Origin of the sequence: Neobacillus sp. 114, from assembly GCF_030127045.1 — a bacterium.
GTDB classification, from domain to species: Bacteria; Bacillota; Bacilli; order Bacillales; family Cytobacillaceae; genus Neobacillus; species Neobacillus rhizophilus.
Window position 1 is genome coordinate 5,740,744 of sequence record NZ_CP126144.1, and the last position, 16,253, is coordinate 5,756,996.

Annotated in this window: 13 protein-coding genes; 1 reads left to right on the forward strand and 12 read right to left on the reverse strand. The window is 42.0% G+C overall.

Features of this window, described 5'->3' with window-relative positions:
- Positions 1-51 precede the first annotated feature (51 nt).
- Positions 52-939, forward strand: coding sequence for a GGDEF domain-containing protein (locus QNN06_RS28200; RefSeq protein WP_284036459.1), 888 nt, complete (start codon positions 52-54; stop codon positions 937-939).
- A 115-nt stretch (positions 940-1,054) separates the two neighbouring features.
- On the opposite strand, the gene QNN06_RS28205 is transcribed toward QNN06_RS28200, so the two are convergent.
- The 12 genes from QNN06_RS28205 to QNN06_RS28260 all read right to left on the reverse strand — a co-directional run bounded on the left by QNN06_RS28205 (position 1,055) and on the right by QNN06_RS28260 (position 16,224).
- A complete protein-coding gene (locus tag QNN06_RS28205; protein WP_284036460.1) occupies positions 1,055-1,924 on the reverse strand; it encodes a GGDEF domain-containing protein in 870 nt (289 codons plus the stop codon).
- Between the two features lie 1,208 nt (positions 1,925-3,132).
- Positions 3,133-3,963 (reverse strand): sulfite exporter TauE/SafE family protein, encoded by an 831-nt coding sequence (locus QNN06_RS28210; RefSeq protein WP_284036461.1) that lies wholly within the window; start codon positions 3,961-3,963, stop codon positions 3,133-3,135.
- A gap of 23 nt (positions 3,964-3,986) precedes the next feature.
- Complete coding sequence (locus tag QNN06_RS28215) at positions 3,987-5,243, reverse strand: anaerobic sulfatase maturase (RefSeq protein WP_284036462.1); 1,257 nt, start codon at positions 5,241-5,243, stop codon at positions 3,987-3,989.
- 40 nt (positions 5,244-5,283) lie between these two features.
- A complete protein-coding gene (locus tag QNN06_RS28220; protein ID WP_284036463.1) occupies positions 5,284-6,792 on the reverse strand; it encodes a sulfatase family protein in 1,509 nt (502 codons plus the stop codon).
- A 380-nt stretch (positions 6,793-7,172) separates the two neighbouring features.
- The gene (locus tag QNN06_RS28225; RefSeq protein ID WP_284036464.1) at positions 7,173-9,797 is read right to left on the reverse strand and encodes a polysaccharide lyase 8 family protein; all 2,625 of its coding nucleotides are present in this window, start codon (positions 9,795-9,797) and stop codon (positions 7,173-7,175) included.
- A 69-nt stretch (positions 9,798-9,866) separates the two neighbouring features.
- A complete protein-coding gene (kduD, locus tag QNN06_RS28230) occupies positions 9,867-10,643 on the reverse strand; it encodes a 2-dehydro-3-deoxy-D-gluconate 5-dehydrogenase KduD (protein WP_284036465.1) in 777 nt (258 codons plus the stop codon).
- A gap of 100 nt (positions 10,644-10,743) precedes the next feature.
- Entirely contained in the window at positions 10,744-11,574 is an 831-nt protein-coding gene (gene kduI, locus QNN06_RS28235) for a 5-dehydro-4-deoxy-D-glucuronate isomerase (protein ID WP_213117527.1), read from the reverse strand.
- Positions 11,575-11,664: 90 nt separating this feature from the next.
- Positions 11,665-12,678, reverse strand: a complete 1,014-nt coding sequence (locus tag QNN06_RS28240) for a PfkB family carbohydrate kinase (RefSeq protein WP_284036466.1) — start codon at positions 12,676-12,678, stop codon at positions 11,665-11,667.
- Positions 12,675-13,328 (reverse strand): bifunctional 4-hydroxy-2-oxoglutarate aldolase/2-dehydro-3-deoxy-phosphogluconate aldolase, encoded by a 654-nt coding sequence (locus QNN06_RS28245; RefSeq protein ID WP_284036467.1) that lies wholly within the window; start codon positions 13,326-13,328, stop codon positions 12,675-12,677. The genes QNN06_RS28240 and QNN06_RS28245 overlap by 4 nt, the downstream gene beginning before the upstream one ends.
- Positions 13,329-13,340: 12 nt before the next feature.
- Positions 13,341-15,161, reverse strand: a complete 1,821-nt coding sequence (locus QNN06_RS28250; protein WP_284036468.1) for a heparinase II/III family protein — start codon at positions 15,159-15,161, stop codon at positions 13,341-13,343.
- 1 nt (position 15,162) lies between these two features.
- Positions 15,163-15,579, reverse strand: a complete 417-nt coding sequence (locus tag QNN06_RS28255) for a PTS sugar transporter subunit IIA (RefSeq protein ID WP_284036469.1) — start codon at positions 15,577-15,579, stop codon at positions 15,163-15,165.
- A 33-nt stretch (positions 15,580-15,612) separates the two neighbouring features.
- Positions 15,613-16,224 (reverse strand): YesL family protein, encoded by a 612-nt coding sequence (locus tag QNN06_RS28260; protein ID WP_284036470.1) that lies wholly within the window; start codon positions 16,222-16,224, stop codon positions 15,613-15,615.
- Between the last annotated feature and the right edge of the window lie 29 nt (positions 16,225-16,253).

Genomic DNA, 16,253 nt, shown 5'->3' on the forward strand with positions numbered 1-16,253 from the left:
TAAACACTATCCCGAAGGAAATCTAGCATAATTTTTGGGTGTTGAGGCGAAATGGGGTTATATAAGGAAGTGGGACGAAAAAAATTTGTTTGGTTTATCATTATCTTGTTTACAATTTTACCTATCATAATAGTGCTTAATTTAAAGGAAGAAATGCAACGACTTTCTTCATTTTTTTGGTCACTTTATTTAATTCCAAATATCTTGATAATGATTTTATACCCAAAGTGGAAAGTAATTATTGGAACAGCTCTCTTTTACAGCATTTTAAAATATTTTACCTTTTTCTTCGAGGAAGAGTCCTTTAGTAAAATTGAAACGGCAGCACTTATTTTGGAGTCGTTTGTTAATGGGGCCATCCTTTTTACTGTCAGTTATTTTGCATTAAGACACAGAAAATTATTGAAGCATATGCAGAAACTTATCATCGTTGATTCGTTGACTGGATTATATAATCGAAGATATTTTGATTTATATTTGGAGAAAACAATTCCGTTTTGTCAAAGAACAAATAGCCCATTGACTCTTATTATGGTAGACATAGACCATTTTAAAAAGGTTAATGACAATTATGGTCATTTATGTGGAGATGTAGCCCTTAAACATATTTCAGAAATTATTAAAAGAAATGTAAGAAGTTCAGATGCATATGTTCGTTTTGGCGGTGAAGAGTTTGCCATTATTCTCCCTAATACCCATTTAGATGAAGGGAAAATATTAGCAGAACAGATCAGGAAAGCAGTAGAAGAATCCAACTTTATTTATCATAATGAACATATTTATATTTCTATTAGCTTGGGAGTTTCTTTGTACGAAGGTGAGAAGGTAGAAGGATTTATTGAAAAGTCTGATAAGGCATTATATAGTGCCAAGGAACATGGCAGAAACCAAGTGGTTGTTTTTGATCACAAAGACTCTTTGGGAAGGAAAGTAATATAGAACTTTCCATATTAACAGTTTTATTAAGGACAAACGGAGGTTGCATCTTTCGTTTGTTTTTTTACAACGTTAAAAGGCGAACAGTGTTTTAAGTGTTCGCCAAGATATCCATTATTTATTCCATTACAGGGACAAGATTAACTGTATTCTTTCCAGCTAGTTTTGCTTTATACATAGCTAAATCCGCTATTTTAAGAATTGAAGCGGGGGTTTCTTCGGGATGGCACATAGCAACACCGATGCTCGCGGAAATTTTACAATCATAGATGCTTATCTGCAGGAGGTTTAATATCCGATTTGCTTGGGCTTTTGCTTGATGTAAGTTAGCACCCTTAAGCAATACCGTGAACTCATCACCTCCGAGACGGCCCACAAAAGTATCCTTGTCTTCAATTTCTAATAGTTTTTGAGAAACCTCTATTAAAAGTTTATCCCCAGTATCGTGGCCATACTGGTCGTTCACCCTTTTAAAGCCGTCCAAATCAATAAACATTAGATAGAGTTGGTCCTTTCTCTTTATGGCCTTTTCTAATTCCCTTATAAAGTAATGTCTATTGGGAAGACCTGTTAAAGAATCATATAACGCCATTCGGATTAGTTGTTCATTTAACTCCTGTATTTTCATCCGCTTGTTTTGGAGTTTCTCCGCTAATGTCCCAACTCCGACCGAGCACGAAAGTGTGATTAAAGAAATACCGATATGCATCGCAGCACTTTCGTCCATCATATTTTCACTGTGAAATTTTTTCTCATAAAAGAACCAGCTTAGATGATAGGTATTTACTATTATTCCAGTAAAAACCCCACCATGTAACCCTAAATAATATGAAAAAATAAAACATGGGAATAATAATGCGAACCAAGCCATCTCATCTATAAAAAAAGTATCTAGGTCATCTAAAAAATTTGGTATGATTGTAAAAAAAACACATAATGAAATAAGAGGTAATGGAATTTTTCTAATATTCATCGATAAATTTTTCAAGTGTTAATCCTCCGCCATACATTTGGGACCATTGTATAAAAAGCTTAAACGTATAACAATATTGGAGTAGTGAAATGTCGAATAATAGGTTTAAAAAGCCGAAAAAGTATTGCTTAAAATTTAGCTCATATTCTATATATCTTATAAACACAAGCATCGTTATTAATAATATCCCCTCTGGCTAAGGTCATATCAAGAAGATATTCCCACTGTTCAGTTATCACTTCCAGAATTTTACGCCTAAAATCTTGTAGAAAGCCTAATGGCATAATAATATGTATATATTTAACAGTTTCAAAATTATTTATAAAAGGTGCAAATTTTGATGCAATAAGCTTTTGGGCTACACCCGAAGAAATAATTCGAAGAAAAAATTAAGAAGAACATACTTTATATTCCAATAAAGTAGGGGCCTCTAAAAATCAGTTACCTAGTTTTTAGAGTGTCCCTTTTTATTGCTTATATCCATTTTTGTTCAATATTCTTGCTATTACTGTTTTTTTAAAGCACAATTATTTACTTCATCCTACAGAATTAGATTGTCGATTTTTTCATCAAGATATTTCTTGACAAGGAAATCCAATTTTATTGACTGTAAATATAATCGGAACTGGCAGGCCCCTTTTGGTGATATATTTCTCTTATATTAGTTCTAAGATGTTTAATTTCTATTAAGAGTTTCATATTTTCAAAATGAACCGATTCGTTTGCTTTCATCATACACCTCATTATAAAAAAATTTTTTAATGATCTTGGAAGGTATGATGTTTAACCCCGTTGCTCTTTTTTAATCCCTTCTTATACGCTGTTTCCAAAACCTTACTGATAGTAACATAGTTCTTTTTCTCTGTGAACACAGTAATCAAGAGAAAGAAAATTCAAAAAAACAATTAATAATACCGATATAATTATTGAGATTCATATAATTCTAAAGAACTAGTTGAAAATAAACTGGGATTCGGCTTAGGATTATCCATTTAGTCAAAGACACGTTATATTTTAAAAACATTGAACTTAAAAGTAAAAATATTTAAAAATTATCCTGCTGAAGGAGTGAACTTGAAATCAACAGCGGTGAGCACTTCTGAACGACTTGAAATAAACCTGTTTATCTAAACAATCGTTATAATTAAGAAGCCAGAAATGCACGGGGACGGTTCTTGTTGCCTCACAATTGTGAGGCAACAGAACCGTCCCCATGCTTTTTTTCAAGAAAAATACATCCGAACGCCAATAAATATTAATAGTACAGACAGCATTTGAATGATTACCTTGCCTGGAATTTTTTGAGAAAGCAGCACCCCGATTTGTGAGCCCACGATGACACCGATGCCACCAAAGATTACAGACGTCCAATCGACATGACCGTAGAATAGCTGCGCAATCACACCAATCGTTGAATATAGACAGAGTGAAAAAATGGATGTCGCAGCGGCATTGTGTGCAGGTACTTTAAATACATAGATTAAGATGGGAACAAGAAGCCAGCCCCCGCCGATTCCGAGATAACTGGATAAAATGCCGATGACTAACCCGAGCGAGATCAGCCATTTTTCGAACGAACGGCCATCTTCTTTATCTACCGTATGAAGGGTATCCCCATTTCCGCTAGAATCACCTGCCGCTATGTATGCATCCCCTTCAGAAGGCTGATGTCTTTTTAATTTTTCCGGAAGATTTTTGGTAAATAAAAAGATACCCAATCCAACCAACAAGGTAGCAAATATCACATAGAAATAACTAGATGAATAAAGTTGGAGCAGCCAGACCCCAAGAAAGGAACCAGGCAAGGCACCAATAGCGAGCGTAAGCCCCGTTCGATATTGAATCTTCTCTTGCTTGGCGTAACCAACCACACCAGACAAAGAATTAATTAATACGATTATAAGTCCTGAACCCGCAGCGATCGCAGGTTCCATTTTAAATAACAGCAACAGTGCCGGCACGAAAATAAATCCGCCCCCGGCACCGACAATCGTTCCATAACCTCCAGCCAGGATCCCAATCAGTAAAAGCAAGAAGCCAGTTGTTAGATCCATTTTCATTCCCCCAATTAGGAAAGTTACACCATTTGAACATACTTTTCACAGCATTTTTTGAATTTCTTCCCGCTGCCGCACAGGCAGAAGTCATTTCGCTCGGGCTTTGGACGGCCGGCTTTAAGATGATTTCGAAGCCACTGTAATTTGATATTCTCAGCCAATCTTTCCATTCGTTCATGCCCATGCTTATAGACTTTCATATAGCTTTCACAGAAATAATCTGGATTCACCGTCTCATCGGCTTGGTTCCAGGCACGATTTCTTGGACAGCCGCCATGGCATAGCTTTAGGAACTCACAGCTTTTGCACTTCTCCGGCAAAGTAGGCTTCAAGCCAAGAAAATCATCATATTTTGGACTATTGAGGATATCTACCAGCGAATCCCGGCCAACATTCCCAAGGTTATACTCATCATTAATATAAAAATCACACGGATAGGCATCGCCATTTTGTTCTAAAATCAACGTTTTCGGGCATGTCTGGCGATGGATGCATAATTCCGCTTCCTGATGCAAATAGACACTCAGGATGTTATCAAAGAATCGAACCGATCGGTTCGGATTGCCTTCGTTATACCAGATGTCGAATGCCTCACATAAAAACTGACCATATTGTTCTGGAGTAATCAAATATTGCCCCGGCTTATTCGGCTCCTGGGCCCGAAAATCCATGCATGGGATAAACTGCACATGGGAAAAGCCCTCTTGCTGATAGAACTCCATCAGTTCTTTTGCCCGCCCCACATTGTCTTGATGAATGACCGTCAGGATATTAAAATCGACCTGATTTTTCCGTAAATGGTCAATTCCTCGCATCACCCGGTCAAAGCTTCCCTTCCCATGACCGGTCACCCTTCTCGCATCATTGATTTCTTTTGGGCCATCAAGACTGACACCGATGAGGAAATTGTATTGTTTAAAAAATCTTGCCCATTCCTCGGTAATCAGCGTCGCATTTGTTTGCAGTGAGTTGCTGATGATGGTATTCTTTGGGGCGTATTTTGCCTGTAAAAAAACAACCTGTTTAAAAAAATCCAAGCCGGCTAACAGGGGTTCCCCTCCCTGCCAGGCAAAGGAGGCGACCCCGTTGGTTAGCGCCATATATTCCTTGATGAATTTTTCAAGGATGGCTGGATAGATCTTGTCAATTTTCCCAGGCTGGCCGCCGCAGCCACTATAATAGCAATAATCACAAGCCAGATTGCACGCCTCGGAAACGGTTTTCCACATGACACCGATATTGCTATGTTGTTGGGAAGTTAAACAGGATTGTACCATTATATTAATCTCCTTCATGTGTGAATGTATGGTCTAGTCCCTATGCATGTGAAATTCTTGGCATCGGCATCTGCTCTTTATGCAGTTCTGCCCAGGCATATTTTAATAGAAGCTCTTTTTTCAAATCTTGATAGTCAGGATGGTCCCATAAATTGTTTAATTCCTTTGGGTCCTCCTGCAGGTCAAACATTTCTCCATAGGTTTGCCGATAGTAGATCGTTATTTTGTATCGTTCATCCACGTATGTTTTTTGATGGATAGTCGTTGGTTCGTGGCGGAATTCACACAAGATGTGATCCCTTGCGTTTCCTTGAACGCCAAGCCAAACATCCTTTTGGTTTTCGCCGGACATGATTGGCGGCATAGGAATGCCTGCAAACGATAAAAAGGTCGGCGCGAGATCAACCAGCGATTGTAGGTCATGAGATTCTTTTTGTGCCGGCACTTGCCCCGGATAGCGGACAATAAATGGCAGCCGGATCAAATCCTCGTAATGGAAGCCGCCTTTATACTGCAAGCCATGCTGTCCGAAGAAATGACCGTGGTCGGTTGTAAACACAACAATGGTTTCGTCGGCGATTCCTAATTCATCTAGTTTATCTAGAATCTTACCAATATACTTATCCATGAAACTAATCATACCATAGTAGTTGGCCACTAATTTTTTTCGGTCGTCTTCCGGCAGTAAATGAGAGTGATACCCGTGGATGCCAAAGCCTGTTTCTGCAAGGTATGAAAAGTCAGGATTCTCCTCTTGCGTCTTTTGAAAATGCGGCGGATTCTTCTCATGTTCTCCCGGATATAGTTCCGGAATCGTCAGCTTATCAGAGTCATACATCGAAGCCCATGGTTCAGGAACTAAATAAGGTGGATGCGGGTCAGGAAAGCTCGCCCAAAGAAAGAAATTTTCGTCCTGCTGCTGATAGGTTTCCAGAAGCTCATTCGTTTTCTCTGCAATGAATGTATTATAGTGATATTCTTCGGGAATCCCCCACTGATAGGTGATGGACGGGTCCATCGTTCCGGTTGGGGGCATATAATACTGCTTCCAGTCCTGATATCCCTTCTCCTCCAGCCAAGCTACATAATGCTGGCCTACCAAATATTCATTTGTGTGGTTGCGAAGGAGCTCGATTTTTTCAAAACCATAGAATGGCTGATTGTAAGATTTCCAGAATTCAATGTCCTGAAGGAGCGGCAGCGATTCCAAGGATGGGTATTCATCCGTTGTGCGTGTCGGCTGAAAATGGGCTTTTCCAACGAGTGCGGTCCGATAGCCATTTTCAACAAAAACATCGCCGACTGTTAGATGATCCTCGCTTAGTTTCGTCCCCAATGTCCAGGCTCCGTGCTGGCTTGGATAGGTGCCGGTAATAATCGAGGACCTTGCTGGAGTGCAGGTAGGGTTTGGACAATAGGCTCGTTGAAACGTTGTCCCTTCCTTTGCCAGCCGGTCGAGGTTGGGGGTTGAAATCTCCGGGTTAAAGGCACCGATGGTATCGTAGTGCTGCTGGTCGCTGGTGATTAGTAAAATGTTTGGCTTTTTCATGACGTGTGCTCCTAAATTTTTTTCAAAAACTTCTACTCTACTAAGGTATATAAAGCCGTTGGTTAGGAACTTGCTTTAGATTAACAAGGTTCCTGCACGTCGTAATTTGCTTTTAAGTGGATTAAGGACATTTTCGGCTCTTTCCTTAAGCGGTTTTGTCTTTTAGAAGCCTCATCAAAGACATTTTCCGCTCTTTCTCAGGTCGTTTTGTCTTTAAGAGGCTTCATCGAAGACACTTTCCGCTCTTTCTCATGCCGTTTTGTCCTTTAGAGGTCTCATCAAAGACATTTTCCGCTCTTTCTCAGGCCGTTTTGTCTTTAAAGGGCCTCATCAAAGACATTTTTGACTTCTTCTCATGGTGTTTTGTCTTTAAAGCCAGATTACTCTTTAATCTTGAACTTAATTTCAAAGCTTTTCCCATTAGAATTCTTGGAGTCAATATGAATCAAAGCTTTTTTACTTGATACAGAGGCTTTCACACCCTTGCTGGCCTCTACAACTACCGGCCTCGATAGGTCAACTTCGAGCTTCATTTTTTCCAAGCTGAGCGTAGGGTCGGAGACCGCAACGGTTACCGTATCGCCATCCTTCTTTACAAGAATCGATGCTGGATTATAGGAGGTTACATTGCTAACCGTTCTCTTTTTATCACCAAAAAAGTTAAATCCTTTAATTCCAAGCTTCGTTTGTTCTACAGCATGGACATCCTCGGTGTTAGCTAAAATTTTCACACCTGGATTACTCGCATACTGTTCTGTTTCGTTTTCATCAAAGTTCGGTAAAATCACATAAGCGTATTTAGCATTTTGCGGATTTTCTCCGTGATCCATTCCTAATGTAAAGAAGTTCTTAGTAATCTTAGTATCCGGATTGCTGGTACGAATTTTTCTAAGGCTTTCCGTTACCGTGTTTGTTGAAACCTGGATATTGGAAAGCTCAGGGAAGTAATAACCTACCTTTGTTCCTTCAGCATTCGTATTGAAATGAATCCATTTTAAATCATATTGACCATTAGCTGGATTCTCTAATTTTTGATTTTCATAGGTTCCCCCAGCTACTGAACTCGTTTCGTTTTTATCGAACATCCGGTTATCGATGGTGGAAATAACCTCTCTCCCCAGCTGATCCTGAATGCCAGAACCTAACAAGACGATTTCATCATCAAACATAAAGGCTGATTTATTGGCATTGGCATTTTTATAAACGACAAAATCTTCCGGAAGCAGCCCTGCTTGTTTATCCCGATAGCCAATCTCATCACCAAGCTGAATACCGGATACTCCATATTTCCCAAGCTTAACTCCTCCAGAGTAATGATTTGTTCCTACTGGAAAATAAACATAATCATTTTGCGATACAGAGGATGCATAGAAATTTAATGGATGATTCGTATTTTCATAGAAAAGCTTTCCATCATACAGCTCGGGAATGGTTTTTCTCTCCTCTACAGGCACAGTGGTCCCTGGAAGCTTATAAGGATCAATGGCTGCCAAATAATCAGCCCCAAATGACTTCGTCTGATCCCTTCCTGATAAATATAAGTAATACGCGCCATCACCTTGGAACCATGGCATTAAATTTTCGCCGCTCATATACTCATACTTGCTGATTCGGTCGGAGCTTCTTGAAAAAGCAAACGCATAGGAATCCCGCAAATGGACCGTTTTATCCATTAAATTAAACGCATAATGATTTTCTTCCGCAATCGCGTTTTTAGCCTCAATTTGGCTATCAGCCATGATGTTGTTAAAGGTAATAATGGCATTATAGGAGGTGAAAGAGTTTGGATTAATCCCTCCTTTGGACGTTTGCGCAATATATTTGATGTAGGATTTTAAACGCTTACTGTCTTCCTCATTTAATTTGTTCGATAAATCTAGCATTGCCTCCACGATGCTTGTTACATCCTGATACCCTGTCCCCGTTCTTGAAACTGCTCGACCTTTGACAATTTCCATCATATACCCTTCAAAGATAACGGGAGAAAACCCTTGATATAACCAATTCTGAACGGTTGGAACCAATATTTCTTCCGGATTGTAAGAACTGCCGTTTAAAATATTCATGGTTTGCATAATCCGATTTAAGAGAACTTTTCCATAAGAACCGGTATAAGCAACTCGGTGGTGCTGGATAAATGAGCCGTCCTCATAAAATCCATCCGTATTTCCATTCACAATATGATTAGGGTCGATCGTTTGAAAGACAGTCAGGATATTGGCTACTGCCTTTGAAACCCGCTGCCCATCTCCAGTAAGTGCCCCTTGGATGATTCGGTTGGTGGCGATATCGGCAAGGTTGGCGCCTGTGTGTTGACGGGCGGTTAAGTCAATATCCCCGTCCTTTCCATTTCTTAAATAAAGGTCCATGGACTTAACATAGTTATCGATTAATTCCGGTTTAGAAGCTCTAATCTCATCCTCTAACAAAAGCAGGATTTTCGTAACATTGATCGGGGCGCCTATTTCCCATTCATACCAGTTCCCGTAGTAACCCTTTTCCTGGTCGGCGAAGTGATTGGCATACAGCCAATCCAACCCATCAATGACCTTATTAATCAATTCCTTATTTTCGTAAAAATTATTCCCGGCTTGGCTAGGGTCTTTATAGGTCTTGGCAGCCAGCGCCATTTGGTATAAATATAAATAGGAGTTGCTTAAATTCTTGGGATCTTCGCCAAGAATGACGCCTTTGAACAGACCTTGTGCCCTTGCCTCTATTGGAAGGAAGTCCCCAAGTCTAGAATTGGCCGTATTGTGGACAGAATTGATTTTACTGGCTAGCGATGGGTTCGTATTCAAACTCTCATTGCCAACCAGATACTCTTTAAAGTTTTCCTTTAATTGATTTAGGTCGTTTACAGTCTCTGCGGGGTTTGTCTCGGTGACAGCAGATGCCGACGGTTCAGAAGCCTGAACGGAGTTGTTGGAAACTATCGCCGGAACTGTTAAAAAGGTCGTTAACGTCACGGATGTCGCTAAAATTTTCTTTAGATTTTTTCCCATAAATACACCATCCTAAAAAGAAATTTTTTTGAGACACAGATTTTATAACCCAAGTGGACAGATAGCGTTTTACCTCGCCAGCCAGCCGCCATCTACCGCTAGAACATGCCCATTCATATATTCAGAAGACTTGCTGGCCAAAAAGACAACCGTGCCCATCAGGTCGGACGGGTCTGCCCATCGCGCTGCCGGAATACGCGACAGGATTTCAGCGTTTCGCTTATCATCTGCACGAATTGGGGCAGTATTGTCTGTCGCAATATAGCCTGGTGCAATTGCATTAATTTGAATATTATGTTCGGCCAATTCATTGGCAAATGCCTTTGTCAGTCCCGCAACTGCATGTTTGCTGGCAGTATAAGGAGGGACAAACTTGCCGCCCTGGAACGAAAGCATCGAGGCGATATTGATGATTTTTCCGCTGTTTTGCTCTACCATCACTTTGGCTGCCTCCTGGCTTAACAAGTACAACGAATTCAAATTGACCTCCATGACGGTATCCCAATCTTCCTCCTTGTACTCGACTAACGGTGAACGAAGGATGGTGCCGGCATTGTTGACCAAAATATCCACTTTTCCATATGCCTTCAGACACTCGGGAACAACTTGCTTGACCGCTGCCCGGTCACTTAAATCTGCTTGAAAAAATTCAGCTCTTCGGCCCGTTTCTTCAATTAAGGCTCGAGTTTCCTCACAATCTCCGCTTCTTGCGACAACCAAAAGATCGGCACCGGCCTTGGCAAGCGCAACAGCATATGCCTGCCCCAAACCTTTATTGGCCCCTGTAACAATTGCTACTTTCCCAGCAAGACTAAAGTAATCCAGTGAAAATGATGTAAGAGTCATTCTACTTACCTCCAAAATGATATTTTTCTAGAATGTAACGCCTAAGCCCCGCAAAGCTAGCGCGCTTGTCGGGGCTCATGATGCATCTTCTGTGTTTTAATTAGCGCAAATCTTCCATTTTTACATGGTCCATGTCGCTATACGTGATGTTTTCGCCGCACATGCCCCAAATAAAGGTATAATTGCTTGTTGCTGTACCTGTATGGATGGACCAGCTTGGCGAGATTGTCGCCTGTTCGTTTTTCATGACTATGTGTCTTGTTTCATCCGGTTTCCCCATGAAATGGAAAACGCGGGTTTCCGGTTCCATATCAAAGTATAAATAGACTTCCATGCGGCGTTCATGGGTATGGCATGGCATTGTATTCCACACGCTTCCCGGCGCAAGCATCGTCAGTCCCATTTGCAGCTGGCAGCTCTGACAAACGTTAGGGTGCACATATTGATAGATTTTCCGCTCGTTTAACGTTTCTGGAGCTCCCATTTGGAGCGGGTCAATTTTGTTGATATCAATTTTTACAGTCGGATACGTGTGATGAGCCGGTGCAGAGTTTATATAAAACTTCGCCGGATTGGCCGCATCCTTGGAGCGGAATAACACCTCCTTAGTACCTTTTCCGACATAAAGTCCGTCACGCTGCTCCATTTCGTATTCTGTGCCGTCAAGGACAACGGAGCCTTCGCCGCCGATATTGATGATTCCAAGCTCACGGCGCTCTAAGAAATACTCGACTCCCAATTCTTTGTCCAGCTTAATTGTTAATTCCTGATCAGCAGGAGTAACTCCGCCAAAAATCATCCGGTCCACATGGGTATAGGTTAAATGGACCTGACCTGGTTCAAATAATGTTTCGACAAGGAATTCTCTTCTTAATTCCTCGGTTGTGTATTTTTTCATATCCTCCGGATGGTGTGCATAACGTGTTTCCATGATTCTTATCTCCTTTTTTTGTGATTTTTTAAGATGGTTACTTCAATTCGCCGATAGGGTGTAAAATTACAACCTCCCAGCCAAAGAATCTTACCGTTTAATTGCTCCCGATTCCGCGGCGGCAAACTGAAGCACTTCTTCCCTAGAAAACGGACTACAGTCCCCCTCAACAGTGTGCTTTAATGCAGAGGCAGCTGTTCCGAAAGAAATGATCTGCTGTGCAGGCAGTCCTTCCAAAATGCCCGCCAAAATTCCTGCTGCAAACGAATCACCCCCTCCAACACGGTCAATAATCTGCTCAATCCGATGCACTTTCGATTGAAACAACTCCCCATTAACAAACAAGTTTCCTTGCAGTCGATTGCTCGATGCCGAAATCACAGTACGGAAGGTGGAACACAAATATTCTAGATTCGGATAAAGCTCGTGTATCCTCTGATAATATATTTTTAGTCTTTCTCCTGCTGGCAGCTCAGGGTCAACCGGGGGAAGCCCCAGCAAATGCACAGCGTCCAATTCGCCACAGAAACAAATGTCGATATACGGCATCAGCTGTTTAAATGCTTCAGCTGCCTCCCGCTGCGACCATAGCTTAGAACGGTAGTTAAAATCAAAACTGACTTTAATCCCCATTTCCTTTGCTTTTTGAAAAATACTCAGGACAAGCTGGCGTAAAGAGGCAGACAGGGCGAGGGTAATTCCCGTAACATGGAGTAAAGAGGCCCCAGCCAGAATCCACTCAATCTCTACCTCTTCGGCTTCAAGCCCCGAAAAACTCGAGTACTTTCGGTCATAGGTCACCTGTGCACTTCGCTCGCCTGCCCCGGTTTCGATATAGTAGGTTCCCAGCCGTTCTCCGCCTTTGATGAGGTAATCGGTTTGCACTCCATGGGATTTCAGATGCCGTTCGACCGCCATGCCTAACGGATTGGAAGGAATCTTGCTTAGAAAATAGGCGTGATACCCAAAATGGGCCAAGGAAACAGCCACATTTGCCTCTGCTCCACCGTAATGGACGTTTAGTTGGTCTGCCTGCTTTAAAAGAACTCCCTCCCGTGTCGATAAACGAAGCATGATTTCTCCCAGTGTGACAACCTTTTTCATCCTAATCCCCCGCGTGCTCGCTGGACTCTCTCTACATATTGACTGGCAATCTCCGTAATTTTTTCATAATCTCCCGTTTTTGCCGGTGTAATCAGATTCCCTCCTACACCAACAGCGGCACAGCCATTTTGAATCCATTGTTCTACATTATTGAGATTGACTCCGCCGGTCGGCATGATATTCACCTGTGGCAGCGGCGCTTTGACAGCTTTCACAAAGCCCGGTCCCAGCGTATCACCCGGGAATAATTTAATCAGGTCCACGCCATGTTCCAGCGCATTCTTTATTTCTGTAATCGTCATGCAGCCCGGCATATAAGGAACTTGATATAAATGACAAAGCTTAGCGGTCCGTTCATCAAAGCAGGGACTGACAACAAATTGGGCGCCCGCCATAATCGCGATTCTCGCGGTAACATCATCCAATACCGTCCCTGCCCCGATGATCACCTCCGGGCGCTCCGAAAAATAAGAAGCCAATTCCTTAATGACTACCTCGGCATCTTGGATGGTAAAGGTAATTTCAATAGCGTTTATTCCGCCTGCCACACAGGCCACAGAAATGGCAATCGCTTCTTCTTTGCTGTCTGCTCTAATAACAGCGACGACACCAGACTCCATCACGCCGCTTAAAACTTTATACTTTTTCATGGCCGTCCCTCCTTAAAAAAACGTAACTTTCTTACCGTCATGCAAAACCGTCAGTTTATGATAAAGGTGCACATCATTGTACTTATAAACCCGTTCCCCTTTTACCGTGTCATTAGCTGCAAAATAAACATCATAGGCTGCGGAATCTGACTCAAGCCGGAACCCTAGAAACTGTTCATCAGCCGGCGGCACATCACTCCCGCATTGCTCAATGCGATGCTTCGTCACCACGAGCGGCTTTCCGGAAAAAATCGCTGTGCTGATGCCGCGATGCTCAAAATCCTTTTCCTCCATTAATGTCGTTCGATTGCCAAGACGGTTATAAATGTCCGAAAAAATGCTGGCCTGGTCGTACGCATTGGCATTTTCCAAAAAATATGTATAGGCTTTATTCCGTTTACCGCTTAATTCCCAATAGCCATCCTGTTTACTTGCCTTCATCTCCGGATTCACTTGAAAGAATCGTTTCATCGTGTGGAAGCCATCGCTGTCAACATGGTCGATGACAATCGCAATCCCTTCCTTTTTGATAAAAACAACCGTCCGTTGCACCAAATAGGCTGTATGGGAAAAGGTACTCTCCATCACGATAAAATCAGCTGTTTCTTTGACACGGTTCCCCAGAGCTTTCCCGACATAGTGATAGGACCAAGAGTCTTTGACCGACATGAAGGGAACATCGTCAACAAGGACGGTACTGTGGCTTTGGGCTGATTTTAAAAAGTTTCGGACCGGCCCTTCCTGATAAGTGAATCTTCCCGAATCACACAGGACTCTCTCCCCGTTCAAGAACAAATTCAGATGGCCTAAGCTCGCATGAGCGTGCCCGCTGCCATGACGTCCATTCCAAACACTGACAAAATCCTTTTCCGTTTTGTAGACAAAATTGCCACTATCCTCCCCAATAAATAGCTCAGGTAAATTCGGCTGCTGAAACTCTTTTAATCTATCAAACACATCCTGGACAAATACATAATCGCTGTCATGCTGCGGAACGACATAGCCATTTGGATAAATCATGTAATAGGCCGCATGAATGGCCTGCTCGATGAGACCCTTTAAATCAAAGGAAATCGGGATATCTAACGCTTGGGCAGTCCTATAAATATCGACTAAAGCAAACAGAACTTCAAAATGATACAAAGGCGACTGCTCCCAATGGAAACTGTCCCCATGAAACTGGATGTCGCATTGCCGCTCAAGCTCTTCCCATGCCCATTTCACGATTTCCCCAGGGACCAAGTTTTCACAAAGCATAACCGCCTGCAAAATGCCGGCAATTTGCAGAGTGCCCCAGTTGCTCAACGTATAGCGGTCAAGATATTGATTTTTCAAAAACAGCACTTGCTGCTTGAGGGATTCAAAAATGGTTTGCAGTTCATCATCCCGTAATTCTTCGTGAATGAGTTGGAGGCCCTTCACCCAGCTTGAGCAGCGAATACCTGTGTCAATTGTCCGCCAAGAGGTCCGGAGCTTTTCTTCGGAAAATGGATTCCGCTCGATCCAGTCAAAAACGAGCCGCTTCCAGCATGCCAGGTATTTCTCATCCTTTGAATCGGAGTAAACTTTTGCTAAGTCAATCAGATATTCATGCCGATTTAACATGAATATCCATTCCTCGTCCGCATTCATCGCCCGGTTCCAATCAATCTCTTGAGAGGAATAGGGAATATAGCAAGCCTCCATATCCAATGGCTTTTTAAATACAAAAATGTTGGAACATAAAAGATTGCTATTTAAATAGGAAGCTTTTCGTTCACGCTCGTTCAGAAAGGGCATTTGCTGTTTGGATGAGTATTTTGCAAGGTTTGCTTTTAATCGAGTAAGATCCAATTCAAACGCCTCCCGCCAATGAGAGATAATGAATCATGTCTTTGCACTCAGCTATTGACTGTTGAATGACAGCCGGAGCATCATCTTCTGAGACTTCTTGAAATTGAAACTTCATCGTTAACTCAGTCACCACACTTAACGGCATGCCTGAAATAAGGAATTGTTCGGGTGAAAAATGATTTTCAAGTAGGACCCTTGCGGCAATCTGGTGCGGGGCGCCACCTGTTAAATCTGCAAAGACCAGCACCTTGGGGTGATTTTTCAAAAACTCGGTTAACTCTGCTTCATACTGTTCGTGAGTCATCCCTTCAGAAAGCTCTAAGATAGATAGATTCGGATTGTCCCCCATTAAATAGCGGAGGGCAGATTGGACACCAGACGGGAAACCGCCATGTCCCGTCACTAAAATCTGATACATGATTGCCCCTTCTTTCATGATGAAATCGAAATGTTAAACAGCAGCTGTTTGAGCATTGGTTTTAACTTTTTTCTCCGTATGAAACCCCTTTGATACCAGGGCATAAATCAGGTAGGCAGCAACGCTAAAGACTAACATTGAGGCTGCTGGAAAATAAGAAACAATCCCTACTGCCACGGCGATGATCACAAGGGAAAGAAGTGTGAAATGAAGCTTGCCAATCGAAAGCAGCATGGCATTCTTGATCGCGTCTTTCCAAGATACCCGGTAATGAACGATGACGGGAAAAATCGTAATCGATGCAAACAGGTATACGATGGTTAATAGGAAGAAAAACGCAAATAGTGCGTATTTTAAGTTCGAATTCAGTTGATTGGTGATGATAAAATCTCCGATTAGCAAACAGGTAAAAATGAGCCACAAAATACCAAGAACGAAGCTTTGTTTAACGTTTCCTTTAAAGTGACGGAAATAAGCGGAAATGACGCGAATGTCCTTATGCTTCTGCCATTCCCGGACCACCCCAAACATGGCGGTTGTGGAGGGAAAAATCGTTAGGATGGGAAGGCACATCACCAGCCAAAGCGCATTCAGCAAAAAAGCGTTCATGATAAACTCCATTGTTTTATAAAGCTTGCCATCCATCCTAACATTTCCCCTTTCAAATCATTGAG